This window comes from Phaeobacter sp. CC-HEC084, from assembly GCF_059429255.1.
Genome location: NZ_JCAIJQ010000002.1, coordinates 1,319,293 through 1,334,322, shown reverse-complemented (window position 1 = coordinate 1,334,322; position 15,030 = coordinate 1,319,293). Strand labels below are relative to the sequence as shown.

At 60.0% G+C, this 15,030-nt stretch carries 17 protein-coding genes; 4 read left to right on the top strand and 13 right to left on the bottom strand.

Annotation, left to right across the window (positions count from 1 at the left end):
* Window positions 1-9: 9 nt before the first annotated feature.
* Window positions 10-1,125, bottom strand: a complete 1,116-nt coding sequence (locus tag AC5SSZ_RS06790) for an acyl-CoA dehydrogenase family protein (RefSeq protein ID WP_495437684.1) — start codon at window positions 1,123-1,125, stop codon at window positions 10-12.
* Window positions 1,126-1,130: 5 nt separating this feature from the next.
* On the bottom strand, window positions 1,131-2,306 hold the full coding sequence (locus AC5SSZ_RS06785; RefSeq protein ID WP_495437683.1) for an acyl-CoA dehydrogenase family protein: 1,176 nt from the start codon (window positions 2,304-2,306) through the stop codon (window positions 1,131-1,133).
* 140 nt (window positions 2,307-2,446) lie between these two features.
* On the opposite strand from AC5SSZ_RS06785, the gene AC5SSZ_RS06780 reads away from it, so the two are divergent.
* The 3 genes from AC5SSZ_RS06780 (at window position 2,447) to AC5SSZ_RS06770 (ending at window position 4,814) form a co-directional block, all read left to right on the top strand.
* Window positions 2,447-3,442, top strand: a complete 996-nt coding sequence (locus AC5SSZ_RS06780) for an NADPH:quinone oxidoreductase family protein (RefSeq protein ID WP_495437682.1) — start codon at window positions 2,447-2,449, stop codon at window positions 3,440-3,442.
* Window positions 3,443-3,609: 167 nt separating this feature from the next.
* A complete protein-coding gene (gene aroQ, locus AC5SSZ_RS06775; RefSeq protein WP_368996905.1) occupies window positions 3,610-4,062 on the top strand; it encodes a type II 3-dehydroquinate dehydratase in 453 nt (150 codons plus the stop codon).
* Window positions 4,059-4,814, top strand: coding sequence for an autoinducer binding domain-containing protein (locus AC5SSZ_RS06770; protein ID WP_274834153.1), 756 nt, complete (start codon window positions 4,059-4,061; stop codon window positions 4,812-4,814). Before aroQ ends, AC5SSZ_RS06770 begins: the two co-directional genes overlap by 4 nt.
* A 433-nt stretch (window positions 4,815-5,247) precedes the next feature.
* Here the strand turns inward: AC5SSZ_RS06770 and tsf are convergent, their stop codons facing one another.
* From tsf to AC5SSZ_RS06745, 5 genes are all read right to left on the bottom strand, one after another.
* Window positions 5,248-6,123: a translation elongation factor Ts gene (tsf, locus tag AC5SSZ_RS06765; protein WP_065270299.1), complete on the bottom strand. Its 876-nt coding sequence runs from the start codon at window positions 6,121-6,123 to the stop codon at window positions 5,248-5,250.
* 78 nt (window positions 6,124-6,201) lie between these two features.
* Window positions 6,202-6,969 (bottom strand): 30S ribosomal protein S2, encoded by a 768-nt coding sequence (gene rpsB, locus AC5SSZ_RS06760; RefSeq protein ID WP_065270300.1) that lies wholly within the window; start codon window positions 6,967-6,969, stop codon window positions 6,202-6,204.
* 156 nt (window positions 6,970-7,125) lie between these two features.
* On the bottom strand, window positions 7,126-7,965 hold the full coding sequence (olsA, locus tag AC5SSZ_RS06755; RefSeq protein ID WP_495437681.1) for a lyso-ornithine lipid O-acyltransferase: 840 nt from the start codon (window positions 7,963-7,965) through the stop codon (window positions 7,126-7,128).
* A 7-nt stretch (window positions 7,966-7,972) separates the two neighbouring features.
* A complete protein-coding gene (olsB, locus tag AC5SSZ_RS06750; protein ID WP_495437680.1) occupies window positions 7,973-8,731 on the bottom strand; it encodes an L-ornithine N(alpha)-acyltransferase in 759 nt (252 codons plus the stop codon).
* Between the two features lie 104 nt (window positions 8,732-8,835).
* Window positions 8,836-9,018 (bottom strand): DUF3553 domain-containing protein, encoded by a 183-nt coding sequence (locus AC5SSZ_RS06745; RefSeq protein ID WP_065270303.1) that lies wholly within the window; start codon window positions 9,016-9,018, stop codon window positions 8,836-8,838.
* A 29-nt stretch (window positions 9,019-9,047) separates the two neighbouring features.
* Here AC5SSZ_RS06745 and AC5SSZ_RS06740 point away from each other — a divergent pair, with 29 nt between their 5' ends.
* Window positions 9,048-9,644, top strand: a complete 597-nt coding sequence (locus AC5SSZ_RS06740; protein WP_065270304.1) for a histidine phosphotransferase family protein — start codon at window positions 9,048-9,050, stop codon at window positions 9,642-9,644.
* Window positions 9,645-9,709: 65 nt separating this feature from the next.
* Here the strand turns inward: AC5SSZ_RS06740 and AC5SSZ_RS06735 are convergent, their stop codons facing one another.
* The 6 genes from AC5SSZ_RS06735 to AC5SSZ_RS06710 form a co-directional block, all read right to left on the bottom strand.
* Window positions 9,710-10,975: a glutamate-5-semialdehyde dehydrogenase gene (locus AC5SSZ_RS06735; RefSeq protein ID WP_274837249.1), complete on the bottom strand. Its 1,266-nt coding sequence runs from the start codon at window positions 10,973-10,975 to the stop codon at window positions 9,710-9,712.
* A 73-nt stretch (window positions 10,976-11,048) separates the two neighbouring features.
* Entirely contained in the window at window positions 11,049-12,155 is a 1,107-nt protein-coding gene (gene proB, locus AC5SSZ_RS06730) for a glutamate 5-kinase (protein ID WP_495437679.1), read from the bottom strand.
* Entirely contained in the window at window positions 12,143-13,177 is a 1,035-nt protein-coding gene (gene obgE, locus AC5SSZ_RS06725) for a GTPase ObgE (RefSeq protein WP_065270307.1), read from the bottom strand. The genes proB and obgE overlap by 13 nt, the downstream gene beginning before the upstream one ends.
* Before the next feature lie 122 nt (window positions 13,178-13,299).
* Entirely contained in the window at window positions 13,300-13,836 is a 537-nt protein-coding gene (locus tag AC5SSZ_RS06720; RefSeq protein ID WP_495437678.1) for a GNAT family N-acetyltransferase, read from the bottom strand.
* A 256-nt stretch (window positions 13,837-14,092) separates the two neighbouring features.
* Window positions 14,093-14,362: a 50S ribosomal protein L27 gene (gene rpmA / locus AC5SSZ_RS06715; protein ID WP_065270309.1), complete on the bottom strand. Its 270-nt coding sequence runs from the start codon at window positions 14,360-14,362 to the stop codon at window positions 14,093-14,095.
* Window positions 14,363-14,373: 11 nt separating this feature from the next.
* Window positions 14,374-14,970, bottom strand: a complete 597-nt coding sequence (locus AC5SSZ_RS06710; protein ID WP_065270310.1) for a 50S ribosomal protein L21 — start codon at window positions 14,968-14,970, stop codon at window positions 14,374-14,376.
* Between the last annotated feature and the right edge of the window lie 60 nt (window positions 14,971-15,030).

The window sequence follows — 15,030 nt, the reverse complement described above, 5'->3', positions numbered from 1 at the left end:
TCGTATCCTTTAAAATCCGCGCAGCCGCGCCACCTGCGCAGCGTGGTAGCCGTAATCACCCAGCCACTCTGCCGCGACGCGGGCGCGTTTCATGTAAAATCCCATGTCATAGGCGTCGGTCATGCCAATCCCGCCGTGCATCTGCACACCTTCGCGCGCCGCCAACTGCGCAGTATCTGTGGCGCGTGCCTTGGCCACCGATACGGCGAGTGTGGCAGCCTCGGGATCGGCGTCCAGCATCCGGCCCGCCTGCAGCACGGCCGAAGTTGTCAGCTCGATCTCGCACCACAGATGCGCGGCGCGGTGTTGCAAAGCTTGAAAACTGGCGATGGTGACACCGAACTGCTTGCGCTCTTTCAGGTATTCGGTGGTCATGGCAAAGGCCGCCTGCGCCAGCCCGGTGCTTTCGGCGGCAAGCGCAGCCTGCCCGGCCTCCAGCCCATATCGCAACAGCGCCGCGCCATCCCCGGCAGCCCCCAGCAACTCGTCGCCGGACACCGCAACGTCATCGAACTCCAGCCGCGCCGCATCGCGACTGTCGATCATTGCGGATACATTGCGCCTCAGCCCCGCGCGGTCAGCAGGCAGATCAAACAGGCACGGGCCGTCCTCGCTTTGCGCCAGAACCAGCACGTGATCGGCATTGCCTCCATCCACGACGAAGCGTTTTTCACCCTTCAGGACGTAGCCGTTGCCGCGTTTTTCTGCAGTGAGCTCAATGCGCTCCGGGTTGAACTTTGAGCCTTCATCGACAGCAATGGCATAGGTCCGCGCGCCGCTGGCAATCTGCGCCAGCGCAGCCTGACATCGTGGATCATCAAGCCGCCGCAAAACCGTCGCCGCCATGACGGCTGTGCTCAGGAACGGGCTGACGGCAAGCGTCCGGCCCATTTCACCTGCCAGCACATGGGCGGCGGCGTGCCCCATGTCAGCGCCGCCTGCGCTTTCCGGGACCAGGATCCCGGCCCAGCCCGCATCGACCATTTCCTGCCATAGGGCATCGTCGCGGGTCTGGTTGGCGTCGCGCAACTCCCGCAGGCGCGAGACTGGAGCGGATCTGTCCAAAAGCCCCCGGGCGGCTTCCTGCAGCATGATTTCTTCTTCAGTTTGAATGAGTTTCAGCATCAGTCTTACCCCGGAAGCCCCAGAATGCGGCGGGAAATGATCGACAGCATCACCTCGGAGGTGCCGCCCTCGATCGAGTTCGCCTTGGTGCGCAGCCAGGAGGGCGCGCGCCCGTCATCCCAGTCCAGCGCATCGCTGCCGCCTGCGGCCATCACCAGTTCCAGTCGGCGTTTGTTGAGCTCGGTTCCGGCATATTTCAGCATGGCAGAGGCATCACCGACGCCCTGCCCGCCTTCGGCCTGATCCTTGTAGCGTTCCAGCGTCATCTCCATCGCCAATGCGTCGACTTCCGTGCGCATCGCGTCGGCGCGCAGCACCGGATCGCTTTGGCCGGTTTCCGCATCGGCCAGAACCGCTCCCAGCGCCCGGCCCGCGCCCATGGTCTGCCCGCCGGCGCTGATCATCTCGCGTTCGTGGGTCAGCAGGTATTTGGCCACGTCCCAGCCCCGATTCACGTCCCCGACTACCTGAGATTTCGGCACCTCAACGTCATCAAAGAAGGTTTCGCAAAATTGCGAGGCGCCGGAAATCAGCCGGATCGGGCGGGTCGAAACCCCTTTTGAACTCATATCCATCAGGATAAAGGAAATGCCCTTATGCTTGGGCGCGTCGCGGTCGGTGCGCAGCAGTGCAAAGATCCAATCGGCCTTGTCCGCGTAAGAGGTCCAGATCTTCTGCCCATTGACCAGCCAGTGATCGCCTCGATCCTCGGCCCGTGACTGAACCCCAGCAAGATCAGAACCCGCGCCCGGCTCAGAATAACCCTGACACCAACGGATTTCACCGCGCGCAATGGGCGGCAGGTAGGTTTGCTTCTGCTCTTCGCTGCCGAACTTCAAAAGGGCCGGACCAAGCATCCAGATTCCGAAACTATCAAGGGGTGAGCGCGCGCCTAGCTCGGCCATCTCCTCTTTCAGGATCTTGTCCTGCGCTCGGGACAGGCCTGCGCCGCCATAGGCACGCGGCCAGGTTGGAACCGTCAGTCCGGCAGCAGCGCAGCGATCCAGCCAGAGTTTCTGGGCGGGAGAGGAAAACTCCCAAGTCTTGCCGCCCCAGCAGATGGCACCTTCGCCACTGGCGCCATCGCGCATGTCGTCGGGGCAATTCTCCTCCAGCCATGCCCGGATTTGCTTGCGAAACTCAGGTGTATCCGCAAACTCCGGCTGTGTACTCGTGGTCATGATCTCCCCCCATGGTTCCACTCGGCTCGTGATGTTTCACATAGCAGAATTGCATTTCGCTATTCCATTGACAACGCTCCAGACAGCCCCAAGACTTTACGTAATTTTGGCATCTGACACTGGTGGGAAGAGGAAAAAACATGAAAGCAATGCTCAGCATCGAGCCCGGCGGACCCGAGAGTCTGACATGGACGGAGCTACCGGACCCGGCGCCCGCCAAGGGGGAATTGTTGGTAGAAATCCGTGCCGCCGGCGTCAATTTCCCCGACACGCTGATCATTCAGGACCTCTATCAGATGAAGCCCCCGCGCCCCTTTGCGCCTGGCGGTGAAATCGCCGGAGTGGTCGCCGCCATTGGTGAGGGTGTCGAAGGCTACGCCATTGGGGATAGGGTTCTGGCACTGACAGGCCATGGTGGATTTGCGACCCATCGCTGCATCGACGCAGCGCAGGCGATCCGCATTCCCGATGCGATGCCGTTTGAGGACGCCGCCTGTTTCGTTTTTACCTACGGCACATCCTATCACGCGCTGAAGGACCGCGCGCATATGAAACCGGGCGAAAGCCTTTTGATCCTGGGGGCTGCCGGCGGTGTCGGCGTGGCTGCCATCGAACTGGGCAAAGCGATGGGCGCCAAGGTGATCGCGGCGGTGTCTTCGGACGACAAGGCTGCCTTCTGCCGCGAGGTTGGAGCGGATGAAACGCTGGTCTACGGTCGCAGCCTCGACAAGGGCCAGCAGAAAGAGTTTTCGTCTCAGATCAAATCCTTGTCGGGAAAAGATGGTGTCGATGTGGTCTATGACTCCGTGGGCGGCGCCTATTCGGAACCAGCCTTGCGGGCAATGGCCTGGGAAGGCCGGTTTCTGGTCGTTGGCTTCCCGGCCGGCATCGCGCAAATCCCTATGAATCTGCCGCTTCTCAAAGGTTGTGATATCGTAGGCGTGTTCTGGGGGGCCTCTGTCTATCGTGACCCCAAGGGCCATGCAGAAAACATGGCTGAATTGTTCGCCCTTTACGAGCAGGGCAAGATCAAACCACGTATCAGCGAAACCCTGAAGATGCAGGATGCTGCCACTGCGCTGAACCTTGTGCAGGACCGCAAGGCGCTGGGCAAAATCGTCCTGACCAACGATTAACATTTGGGGTGCAGCACCACAGGAGGCCGGATGATGGCGCTGCACCTTCCCCCAAGTAAACTCTCTGTAACAAAGTAGGAACACGTTCAAAAAGGCGCATATACGCCGTCGCTTTTAATAAAGTTCTCCTGTAGTTTCCGGGACATGAACTGCACAAGGATGATGCGATGCGCAGTATTCTGATCCTCAATGGTCCGAATCTTAATCTTCTGGGGACGCGCCAGCCGGAAGTCTACGGACGGGAAACTCTGGAAATGGCCGAAGCGGCCTGCGTTGCCCATGCCAGAGCGCAGGGTCTTGAGGCTGTCTGCCTGCAATCCAATCACGAAGGTGTGTTGCTGGATGCCATTCATGCGGCGCGCGGCACCCATTCCGGGATCATCCTGAACGCTGGCGCGTACACGCATACGTCAATTGCACTAATGGACGCTCTCTTTTCGGTTGAAATTCCGGCCGTGGAGGTCCACCTATCCAACATCCACGCCCGCGAAGAGTTTCGCCACAGGTCATTTATCTCGCGTGCCGTCATCGGCCAGATTTGCGGTTTTGGAACACAGGGGTATTTGTTTGCCATCGATGCCCTGGCCAAGCATTTTGAACGAGAGGCGGAGCCTGAATGAACCTTTCTGACTATCTGCATTTCGTGTGCGGGGCCAAGACGCTCGAAGAGCTGTGGCATGGGCACGTGGATCAGATGGCAAAGTTCGAATTTGACAGGCTGATTTACGGATACACTCGCTACAAGACAGAAACCTCTCTGGGGGATCCGGAAGATTTTGTCGTGCTGTCCAACCATTCGCCGGAGTATCTGAACGGGTTCCTGCACCGGGGCCTTTATTCCAGCGCGCCGATGCTGCGCTGGGCACTGGAAAACGAAGGCGCCGGCAGCTGGCATCTGATTCAGAAGATGATCGAGAATGGTGAGCTTGGCCCAGATGGCGAACGGGTGCTGGAGTTCAACAGAAAGATGAAGATGAACGCGGGCTATACGGTCAGCTTTCACTCCAATTCGGCGCGTTTCAAAGGTGCGATCTCTCTCGCTGCGCGCAGTGAGCTGTCGCAGGACGAGGTCGATGCGATCTGGGTTGAACACGGCAGCGATATCATCCTTATGAACAACGTGGCGCATCTGAAAATCCTCACCCTGCCCTATAGCCCTCCGAACCGGGCCCTCACCAAACGGCAACGGGAAGCGCTGCAATGGGTCGGAGATGGCAAGACGACGCAGGACATCGCGATCCTCATGGGCCTGACCCCGGCCACGGTCGAAAAGCACCTGCGCCTGGCCCGGGACGCGCTGGCGGTGGAGACAACGGCCCAGGCCGTACTCAAGGCAGCCTTGCACAACCAGATGTATGTGATGGAAACCTGACGGCATCCCCCTACCCGGCCTGCCTATTGTGAGTTTCCGCTAGGGAGGTTTAAGCCTGCCAGACGCTAAAGAGCGTCAAATAGGTAAGGAATACACTACTACCGATTTCGTACAAAAAAACGCAGTCTGTAAATGTTCCGTGAGTGGTGGCTTTAGCCTAGGAACTTTGGGAAACGACCCTTGTAATACCAAGGCTCTCCGACCTGTGTGGTTGCCGACGCTTATACTCAGCGTCGGTGATCATGTTTTTGGGGTCCCATCCATCCCTATCAGTGGGGCCCCATATTCCCCGATCACATCCCCTATTCGCCCTGGGCTGGCTCAGACGTTCCTCGCTCTGAGACACGATCCTCTACCCCATCAAAGTGCTCCAGAAACGCAAAAAAGGCCGGTAGGTTTCCCCACCGGCCCCTTAAAAGTCTGTCTAGGCAGATTAGCCCTGAGCCGCTTTTGCGACTTCAGCTGCGAAATCTTCTTTTTCGACTTCGATGCCTTCACCAACCTCAACACGGATGAAACCGGTCACGGTGGCGCCAGCTTCCTTGGCAGCGGCCTCGACGGTCAGGTCGGGATTCACGACGAACTGCTGGTTCAGCAGGGTCGATTCCGCAACGAATTTCTTCATGCGGCCAACGATCATCTTCTCGATCACCTGCTCCGGCTTGCCGGATTCACGGGCGATGTCCATCTGAACTTGCTTCTCTTTCTCGACAACCGCCGGGTCCATATCAGCTTCGCTCAGGGCAGCGGGGTTAACCGCGGCGATGTGCATTGCAACCTGCTTGCCAAAGGCTTCGTCGCCACCGGTCATTGCAACCAGGACACCGATTTTGCCCATGCCGTCAGCGGCAGCGTTGTGCACGTAGGACACAACAGTTTCGCCTTCGATCTTGGCCATCCGGCGCAGGGTCATATTTTCGCCGATGGTGGCGATCTTGTCGGTCAGGGTGTCGGCAACGGATTTACCACCCAGATCGGCCGCGTTCAGACCGTCGACGTCATCAACGTTCAAAGCTGCCTTGGCGATGCCGGCAACCATTTCCTGGAATTCGCCGTTCTTCGCAACGAAGTCGGTTTCCGAGTTCACTTCAACGGCGACGCCCTTGCCACCTTCGACGACGACAGCGACCAGGCCTTCGGCTGCGGTGCGGCCGGATTTCTTGGCGGCTTTGGCGAGACCTTTGGTGCGCAGCCAGTCGACGGCCGCTTCCATGTCGCCATTGGTTTCGGTCAGCGCTTTTTTGGCGTCCATCATGCCGGCGCCGGTCGAGTCGCGCAGTTCTTTCACGAGTGCTGCTGTGATTGCCATGTTAGGCTCTCCTCAAATCGAAACGGAATTGGGGCAGGAAATACCCTGCCCCTGATGTCAAATCTGTGACAGGCAGGATCAGGCCTGAGCTTCCTCGGAAACAGCTTCCTCTTCGGGAGCTTCTTCCAGGGCGCCAAGGTCAACACCAGCTGCACCCAGCTGTGCGGACATGCCGTCCAGCGCGGCGCGGGCAACCAGATCGCAGTACAGAGCGATGGCGCGGGATGCGTCGTCGTTGCCGGGGATGATGTAGTCAACGCCATCGGGCGAGCAGTTGGTATCGACGATTGCCACAACCGGGATACCCAGTTTCTTGGCTTCGGCGATGGCCAGCGCTTCTTTTTTCACGTCGATGACGAACAGCAGGTCCGGCACGCCGCCCATTTCGCGGATCCCGCCGAGCGAGGCCTGCAGTTTGGTCTGGTCACGTTCCATGCCCAGGCGCTCTTTCTTGGTGAGGCCTTCAGCACCGGTTTCCATCTTCTCGTCGATTTCCTTCAGGCGGTTGATCGACTGGGAAACGGTTTTCCAGTTGGTAAGCGTGCCGCCCAGCCAACGGTGGTTCATGTAGTACTGAGCCGACTTCTCTGCCGCGTCTGCAATCGGCTGAGCCGCCTGACGCTTGGTGCCGACGAACAGGATACGGCCGCCTTTTGCAACGGTGTCACGAACAACCTGCAGCGCCTGGTCCAGCATCGGAACGGTCTGGGTGAGGTCCATGATGTGGATGCCGTTGCGCGCGCCATAGATAAAGGGCGACATGCGCGGGTTCCAGCGCTGAGTCTGGTGGCCGAAGTGAACGCCAGCTTCGAGCAGCTGACGCATGGTGAACTCGGGAAGAGCCATGCTATCTTTTCCTTTTCCGGTTTAATCCTCGGCGGGGGTCTCAGAGCGTATGCTCCAACCGGCGGGCCGTTGGGGATGTCTCCCCCAAATCGGCCCAAACCCCGCCTGCGGGTTCGATGGCGCGCGTATAAGTCACCTTTGACAGGGGCGCAAGGCTTATTTCGCTGCCTCTTCCCGCAACTGCTCATGGCCTGCGCGCACTTGAGCCTCGCAAGCCGCCGCCAGATCTTTGCGATTTGCAAAATCAGCAACGCGTAGCGGCGGGTGGTACATCAGCTCAACTCGGCCTTGTCGGGTTGCGGCGAGGGTCTTCAGCAGATGCGGCCCAAACTCCATATCTCCCCACCAGCCATAGAACCGGTCCGGCGCACCGCTGGGGGCGAAGAACACCACCGATACCGGCTGAACATGCATGAAATCGCGCAGGTGGTCACTAAAGAACGCGGCGAAGAGTGTTGTTTTGAATGGCAAAACCCTGAGGCCATCGGTCGAGGTGCCTTCAGGAAAGAACAACAGCTTGTGCCCGGCCTTCAGGCGCTCTTCGAACAGCAGGGTTTGCTCTTTGGCTTTCTTGGGGTTGCGGTCGATGAACACGGTTCCGGTCGCCCGCGCCAGCCAACCGATGCCGGGCCACCCTGCGACCTCGGCCTTGGAGACGAAATAAATCCGCTTGCGCGCGTTGAGGGCGAAAATATCCAGCCAGGACGTATGGTTGGCCACGACGGCCCCGCGCTGCTGCATGAGGGCGCCGGTGGTGGAAAACCCCATACCCAGCACCCGGAAGGCATTGCGGCAGACGAATTGGGTAATGAAAGGCGTCACGGGTCGGTGCAGCCCACACAGCGGATATTCGATCAGCCGTACCAGAAGCAGAACAAGCAGCCCGCCGAATACCAGCGTCCCAAGCACCAAGACCCTGACGCAGACCAGCATCCACCCGAGCGGACCGATCCGCACCGGATCAGGCGCCTCATCACTGTACCAGACCGGGCTCATCGCACGCTCACGCGCCCCCGCCGCCGGTATAGATCCGTTTCTGACGCGCGTTCATCCGCTCGGTATCCAGAACCAGACAGACGTCCGTGGTGTTGAATGTGTGGTCAACAAATGCGCCGTCGCCGACAAAACCGCCCAGACGCAGGTAGGCCTTGATCAGCGCTGGCATATCCACCATCGCCTTGCGCCGGTCCAGTTGCTGCGGATCAATTAGATCCATTGGCTGGTAAACGCGCGAACGCACCCGCAGATCCGGCGGCGCAAGATGGTTGTGATGCAGCATCGTCAAAGGGGCAGCCAGTTCCTGCGCGTCGGTACCGGGGAAGCTGGCGACGCCAAACAGAACCTCTATCTCATGCTCGGCAACGTATTGCGCAAGACCGTTCCACAGGTGGAACATCCCCGCGCCGCCGCGATACTCCGGGTGCAGGCAGGACCGGCCCAGTTCCAGCAACCTGCGGCCCGAGGATTTGAGCGGTGTCAGATCATATTCATCCTCAGAATAGAACTGCCCAACCTCAGCTGCGCGATCACTGGTCAGCAGGCGGTAAACGCCCACCACCTGATCACTGTTGGTATCAGTTAGCAGCATATGATCGAAAAACGGATCGAACCGGTCGCGTTCAAGCCCGGCCACGTGATCGACAAGCTCCCCATCTCCGCCCAGTTCGGTCACAAAAACCTGATACCTCAGTGCCTGCGCCGCGCGCAGATCTTCTTCGGTCCGGGCCAGGCGCACAGAGAAGTCGGAAGGGGTGTCAGGCATCGGAATTCTCGGTGGTCGAAGCTGCCCTGCAGATAGCGTATCTGCTTTGAAACAGGCAAGAGTTTAACAAAACCGAAATGGGTTTATTAACTGGCCGTAAACCATTATGGCTCAAACACTGGAACAAGGGCCACTTGGCGTCCATCGAACACGAGCTTGCCCTGGTCCCGAAAATTGACGGTGATTTTGCCTGCGGCATTGGACTGTACCTGCCCGAGCCCCCATTCCGGGTGTTCCGGGTGTTTGACGTACATGCCCGGCGAAAGGATTGCATTGAGGTCAGTCATTTGAATTGGCCCAATTCGGAGGATATTACATGGCTGTAGATAATGAAGATCTGCCTGCATTGATAGGGTCGCGGATCTGCCACGATCTTATCAGCCCTATCGGCGCCATCAACAACGGCCTTGAACTGCTTGGAATGTCAGGCGAAGTGTCCGGTCCCGAGATGGAGCTGATTTCCGACAGCGTGACCAATGCCAATGCCCGCATCCGGTTTTTCCGCATTGCCTTTGGCGCCGCAGGTGATCAGCAGATGGGCCGCGCCGAGGTTGTTTCGGTTCTGGATGACGTCAGCAAGGGCGGGCGGCTCAGCTACCAATGGGCCCCTCTCGAAGGATCCAGCCGCAGTGAGGTCCGCATGGCCTTCCTTGCCGCGCTCTGCCTGGAAAGTGCCCTGCCCTATGGCGGTACCATCACCGTGCTTTGCGCGGATGGGCACTGGACCGTCATCGGCGAAGGTCCGAAACTGAATGTGGATGATGCGCTCTGGGCGCGCCTCAGCGATGACAACGCAGAGGTAAAGATCTCCCCCGCGCAGGTCCAGTTCGCGATGCTGCCCTACGCTGCAAAGCAGGCAGAGCGGGACCTGAAGGTCGAGCAGGCGCTGGAAAAGATTTCGATCTTCTTCTGATTCAAACGATTTTTAGAATAGAAAACGCCACCCCAGCGGGTGGCGTTTTGCGTTTCATTTGGACCTCAGGCGCGCGTGGTTCCGTCGCCGCGCACCAGATATTTGAAACTGGTCAACTGCGCCGCGCCCACCGGGCCACGGGCGTGCATCTTGCCGGTTGCGATACCGATTTCCGCGCCCATGCCGAACTCACCACCATCGGCAAACTGGGTCGAGGCATTGTGCATCAGGATGGCACTGTCGAGTTCGGCAAAGAACTGATCCACCGCCGCCTCATCCTCGGTCAGGATGCAATCGGTATGCTGGGAATGATGCGTCCGGATATAGGCGATTGCCTCGTCGATATCGGCGACCTGACGGGCCGAGATGATGGCGTCCAGATGCTCCTTACCCCAATCCTCGGCTGTGGCGACAACCATGTTCCCGGGGCCAGGCAGACCTTCCTCAGCGTGGATTTCGACGCCAGCTGTAGCCAAGGCAGTCAGGACATCCTTGCCGATGGTTTCGGCGATGTCCTGATGGATCAGCAGACATTCGGCGGCGCCGCAGATCCCGGTTCGCCGGGTTTTGGCGTTCAGCACCACGTCCAGCGCCTTTTGCGGGTCGGCGGATTTGTCGAGATAGATATGCACGATGCCTTCGAGATGGGCAAAGACCGGCACCCGCGCTTCGCGCTGCACCAGCCCAACCAGCCCTTTGCCGCCGCGGGGCACGATCACGTCGACATAATCGGTCATGGTCAGCAATTCCTGCACCGCCGCGCGGTCACGGGTCGGCACCAACTGCACCGCGGTTTCCGGCAGATCCGCCGCCTTCAGACCTTCGGCAAGGCAGGCATGGATGGCGCGCGCCGAATGGAAGCTTTCGGAGCCGCCGCGCAGGATCACCGCATTGCCGGATTTCAGGCACAGCGCGCCGGCATCCGCTGTCACATTGGGACGGCTTTCATAGATCACTCCGATCACGCCAAGAGGGGTCCGGACCCGCTGGATCCGAAGGCCAGAGGGCTGCGTCCATTCCTCCAGAACCTCACCCACGGGATCACTCTGACCTGCCACGGCGCGCAGACCGTCGACGATGCCCTGAATACGCGCCTCATCCAGCATCAGCCGGTCCATCATGGCCGGCGAAAGCCCTTTAGAGCGCCCGAACTCCATATCCTTTTCATTGGCGGCAATGATCTGATCACGCTGCTGCCAGACCGCATCTGCTGCGGCCAGAAGGGCCTTTTCCTTGCGTTCGGCACTGGCTGTGGCTAGTTTTTCCGCAGCTTTCCTTGCATTTTTGCCAAGCTCAGCCATCAGAGCCTGAATATCATCGGTGTCTTTCATCGGTATCATGCCTTTGACGTCCTCGGGTCACAGACTACTGCGAACCGCGAGGGAAATTCCATATAGAAGAAGATCAGAAGGCGATGTCGTCTCGGTGGATCAATGCGGCCCGGCCCGGATAGCCAAGCGTCGCTTCGATCTCGGCCGACTGGCGCCCCTGAATGGCGCGGGCCTCGTCACCGGTATAGCGCGACAAGCCCTGTCCCAGTTTGCGCCCGTCTGGGCCGAGGATGGCCAGCGGTTCCCCGCGGCCAAAGTCCCCCTCTACATAGCGCACCCCGGCAGGCAGCAGGCTGTTGCCGTTCATCAGGGCGTTGGCGGCCCCTTCGTCAATCGTGATCACGCCGCGCGTCTTCATCGCTGCGATCCAGCGTTTGCGCGCGGCTTGCGGATCGCCCTGCGCCACGAACCAGGTGCAGGGAGCACCGTCCTCTAGCGCTTTCAGCGGGTTAAGGGCCGAACCTTCAGTGATCACCATGGCGCAACCGGCCGCCGTGGCCATCTTGGCCGCCATCAATTTGGTTATCATGCCACCTTTGGACAGGCCCGACACCCCGTCGCCGGCCATGGCTTCGATCTCGGGTGTGATCTCTTCGATCCGGTCGAACCGGCGGGCCTCGGGATCGATCGCGGGGTTGGCGCTGTAGAACCCATCGACATCCGACAACAGGACCAGCGTATCTGCGCCGACGGTTACAGCGACCTGCGCCGCCAGCCTGTCGTTGTCGCCATAACGGATCTCGTCGGTGGCGATGGTGTCATTCTCGTTGACGATGGGCACCGCGCCCAGACCAATCAGGGTTTCCAGCGTCGCCCGGGAATTCAGGTACCTGCGCCGGTCCGAACTGTCCTCCAGCGTGACCAGCACCTGCGCGGTGGTGATCCCATGCGGTGCCAGCGCTTCCTCATAGGCACGAGCAAGGCGGATCTGGCCCACGGCAGCAGCAGCCTGCGATTGCTCCAGCGGCAATTCGCGGCGCGGCAGATCGAGCACCCCGCGCCCCAGCGCGATCGAGCCGGAGGAAACGATCACCACATCCTTGCCCAGCGATTTCAGCCAAGCCACGTCATTGGCAAGGGAATGCAGCCAGCCAGAGCGCAGCTGACCGCTGGCTCGGTCTACCAACAGCGCCGAGCCGATCTTGATGACGATGCGCCGGGCGTCGCTCAGGGCTGCCACGTCTCTTCCTCTTCCTCGGGTTTCAGACGCAGGCGATCCTCTTTGATCTGGCTGCGAAGGGTGCGCAGCACGTCGGTCAACCCGTGGCGGCTGACGCCAGACATCAGATGCACCGGCCCGCCGACGGCCGCCTCGAGGGCGGCATGCGCCTCGGCGCGCTCCTCGTCATCCAGCGCGTCCACCTTGTTCAGCGCAGTAATCCGGGGCTTTTCCGCCAACTCGCCGCCATAGGCTTCGAGCTCTCCAACGATGGTATGGTAATCCTCAACCAGCGTTTCCGAGGTGCCATCCACCAGATGCAGCAGCACCGCGCAGCGTTCCACATGGCCCAGGAACCGGTCACCGATCCCGCGTCCCTCATGGGCGCCTTCGATCAGGCCCGGAATATCGGCAACCACGAACTCTGCGTTATCAACGCCAACCACGCCAAGGTTCGGATGCAGGGTGGTAAAGGGATAATCGGCAATCTTGGGCCGCGCGTTGGAGGTCGCCGACAGGAAGGTCGATTTTCCCGCATTCGGCAAACCCAGCAGGCCGGCATCCGCGATCAGTTTCAGTCGCAGCCAGATGGTGCGCTCGACGCCTTCCTGACCGGGATTTGCACGGCGCGGCGCCTGGTTCACCGAGGTTTTGAAATGCAGGTTGCCAAAGCCGCCATTGCCGCCCTTGGCCAGCAGCACACGTTGACCGAGTTCGGTCATATCCGCCAGTACGGTCTCTTCATCCTCATCCAGAATTTCGGTGCCGACCGGCACCCGCAGGATGATATCATCGCCATCCTTGCCGGTGCGCTGACGCCCCATACCGGACTGGCCGTTCTTGGCAAAGAAGTGTTGCTGATAGCGAAAATCGATCAGGGTGTTGAGCCCGTCCACGGCCTCAACCCAGACCGAACCGCCCTTGCCACCGTCGCCGCCATCGGGACCACCGTGTTCGATGTATTTCTCACGCCGGAAGCTGATACACCCGTTCCCGCCTGCGCCGGAGCGAATATAGACCTTTGCCAGATCGAGGAATTTCATGTCAGCTCCTTCGTGCAGATCGCCAGGCGGCGGCTCCGCAGCTTTCGATTGTGGACAGGGGCATTGAGCACCCCATGCCATGGTTTTGCGATTGGCTTATCCCATTGGGGAAGAGCCGCCAATCACTGTTTTCGGCTGTAGGTCCAGGTCGGCACGGTCGAGTCCCGGGCCACGCAGAAAGTCTCTGCATCACCAAGATATTCGAACCCGCAATGGATCAGGACCCGGGCCGAGGCCGGATTGTCCTGAAACACCGAGGCAAACATCGCTGCATTGCCCAAGGGGTTGGCCTGCACGAGCGCCTCAAGGGCTTCGGAAGCCAAGCCGGTGTTCCAGAACGCCGGTGCGATCCAGAACCCAACTTCGGACTGGTTGCGGTCCATCCGCTTCAGCCCGATCACGCCCTTCAGCTCATCTCCGCCCGACGGGGTGCCGTCGATGGCCCATATGTCCTCCTCGCGGTCCGGCGCCTTGGCGCGGGCCACATAGGCCTCGACAGCGCCGGGGGGCAACGGATGCGGGATCGAGGTGGTCATCCGCGCCACCCGTTCATCCCCTGCGTAATGCGCGATCAGACCCGCGTCCGATTTGCGCAGCGGACGCAGCAAAAACCGCTCTGTCTCGATGACCGGTTGCTGGTCTGTCTGATCCAAACTCATTGCCTTGCTCCTCCTCAAAAGACCAATCGTCGATCGGCGACCGGTACGGCCTTTCCGGGAAAGCACCAAGATAGGTGCTGATCTGCCTGACGCCAGCCCCGGGCTGCAAATTCGTCCGGTTGGGAGCGTTTCCTTCCGGGACCACCCCGGAACACCCTGCCCGTCGGACATCATTTGCGGATTACTGGTTAAAACGAAAAAGGGGACCGGCTCTATCACCGATCCCCTCAATATTTTTTGCCACTTCGGGTTCGGCTTACTCAGCGGCCTCCGCCACTGGGAGAACCGAAATAAAGGTACGGCCTTTAAGGCCCTTGTGGAAGGTCACAGCACCGTCGGTGGTTGCAAAGATGGTGTGATCTTTGCCCAGACCAACGCCTTCGCCCGGCCAAAACTTGGTGCCGCGCTGACGTACGATGATGTTGCCTGCGATGGCCGCCTGGCCACCATACAGTTTCACGCCAAGGCGGCGACCGGCTGAGTCGCGGCCGTTACGGGAGGAACCGCCAGCTTTCTTATGTGCCATTGTCTATCTCCTTAGCCTTTAGCCAGATCTTTGGCTTGCTCAACCCATTCGGGCTTCACTTTGATGGCGTCGATAGCAGCAATATCGTCTGCCGACAAGGCCGCGATCTGTGCGAAGCTGGTCAGACCAGCGTCATTCAGCTTTGTTGCGGCGGCAGGGCCGACACCGGTCAGCTTGGTCAGATCGTCGGAACCGGCAGCAGCGGGTGCTGCGGCTTTCTTGGCGGCCGGAGCAGCAGCGGCAGGTGCGGTTGCGCCTTTGCCGGTTGCAGCTTTTACGCCGGATTTGTCCGCGCCCGACGCCAGGATGTCGGTGATCTTGACCAGAGTCAGCTTCTGACGGTGGCCTTTGGTGCGCTTGGATGAGTGCTTACGACGACGCTTGACGAAATGGATCAGCTTTTCGCCTTTGATCTGATCGATCACTTCGGCCTGAACCGCAGCACCGTCAACAAAGGGAGCGCCGACCACAGGGGCGTCGCCACCGAGCATCAGAACATCGTTGAACTGGATTTTTTCGCCAGCATCTGCAGCAAGTTTCTCAACGCGGAGCACGTCGCCCGCCTGAACCTTGTACTGCTTGCCGCCAGTCTTGAGGACCGCAAACATGTGCGTCTTTCCTTTTTCAACCGCGTCCTTCGGCCCCTGAACTTCAGGTGTTTCGGCATC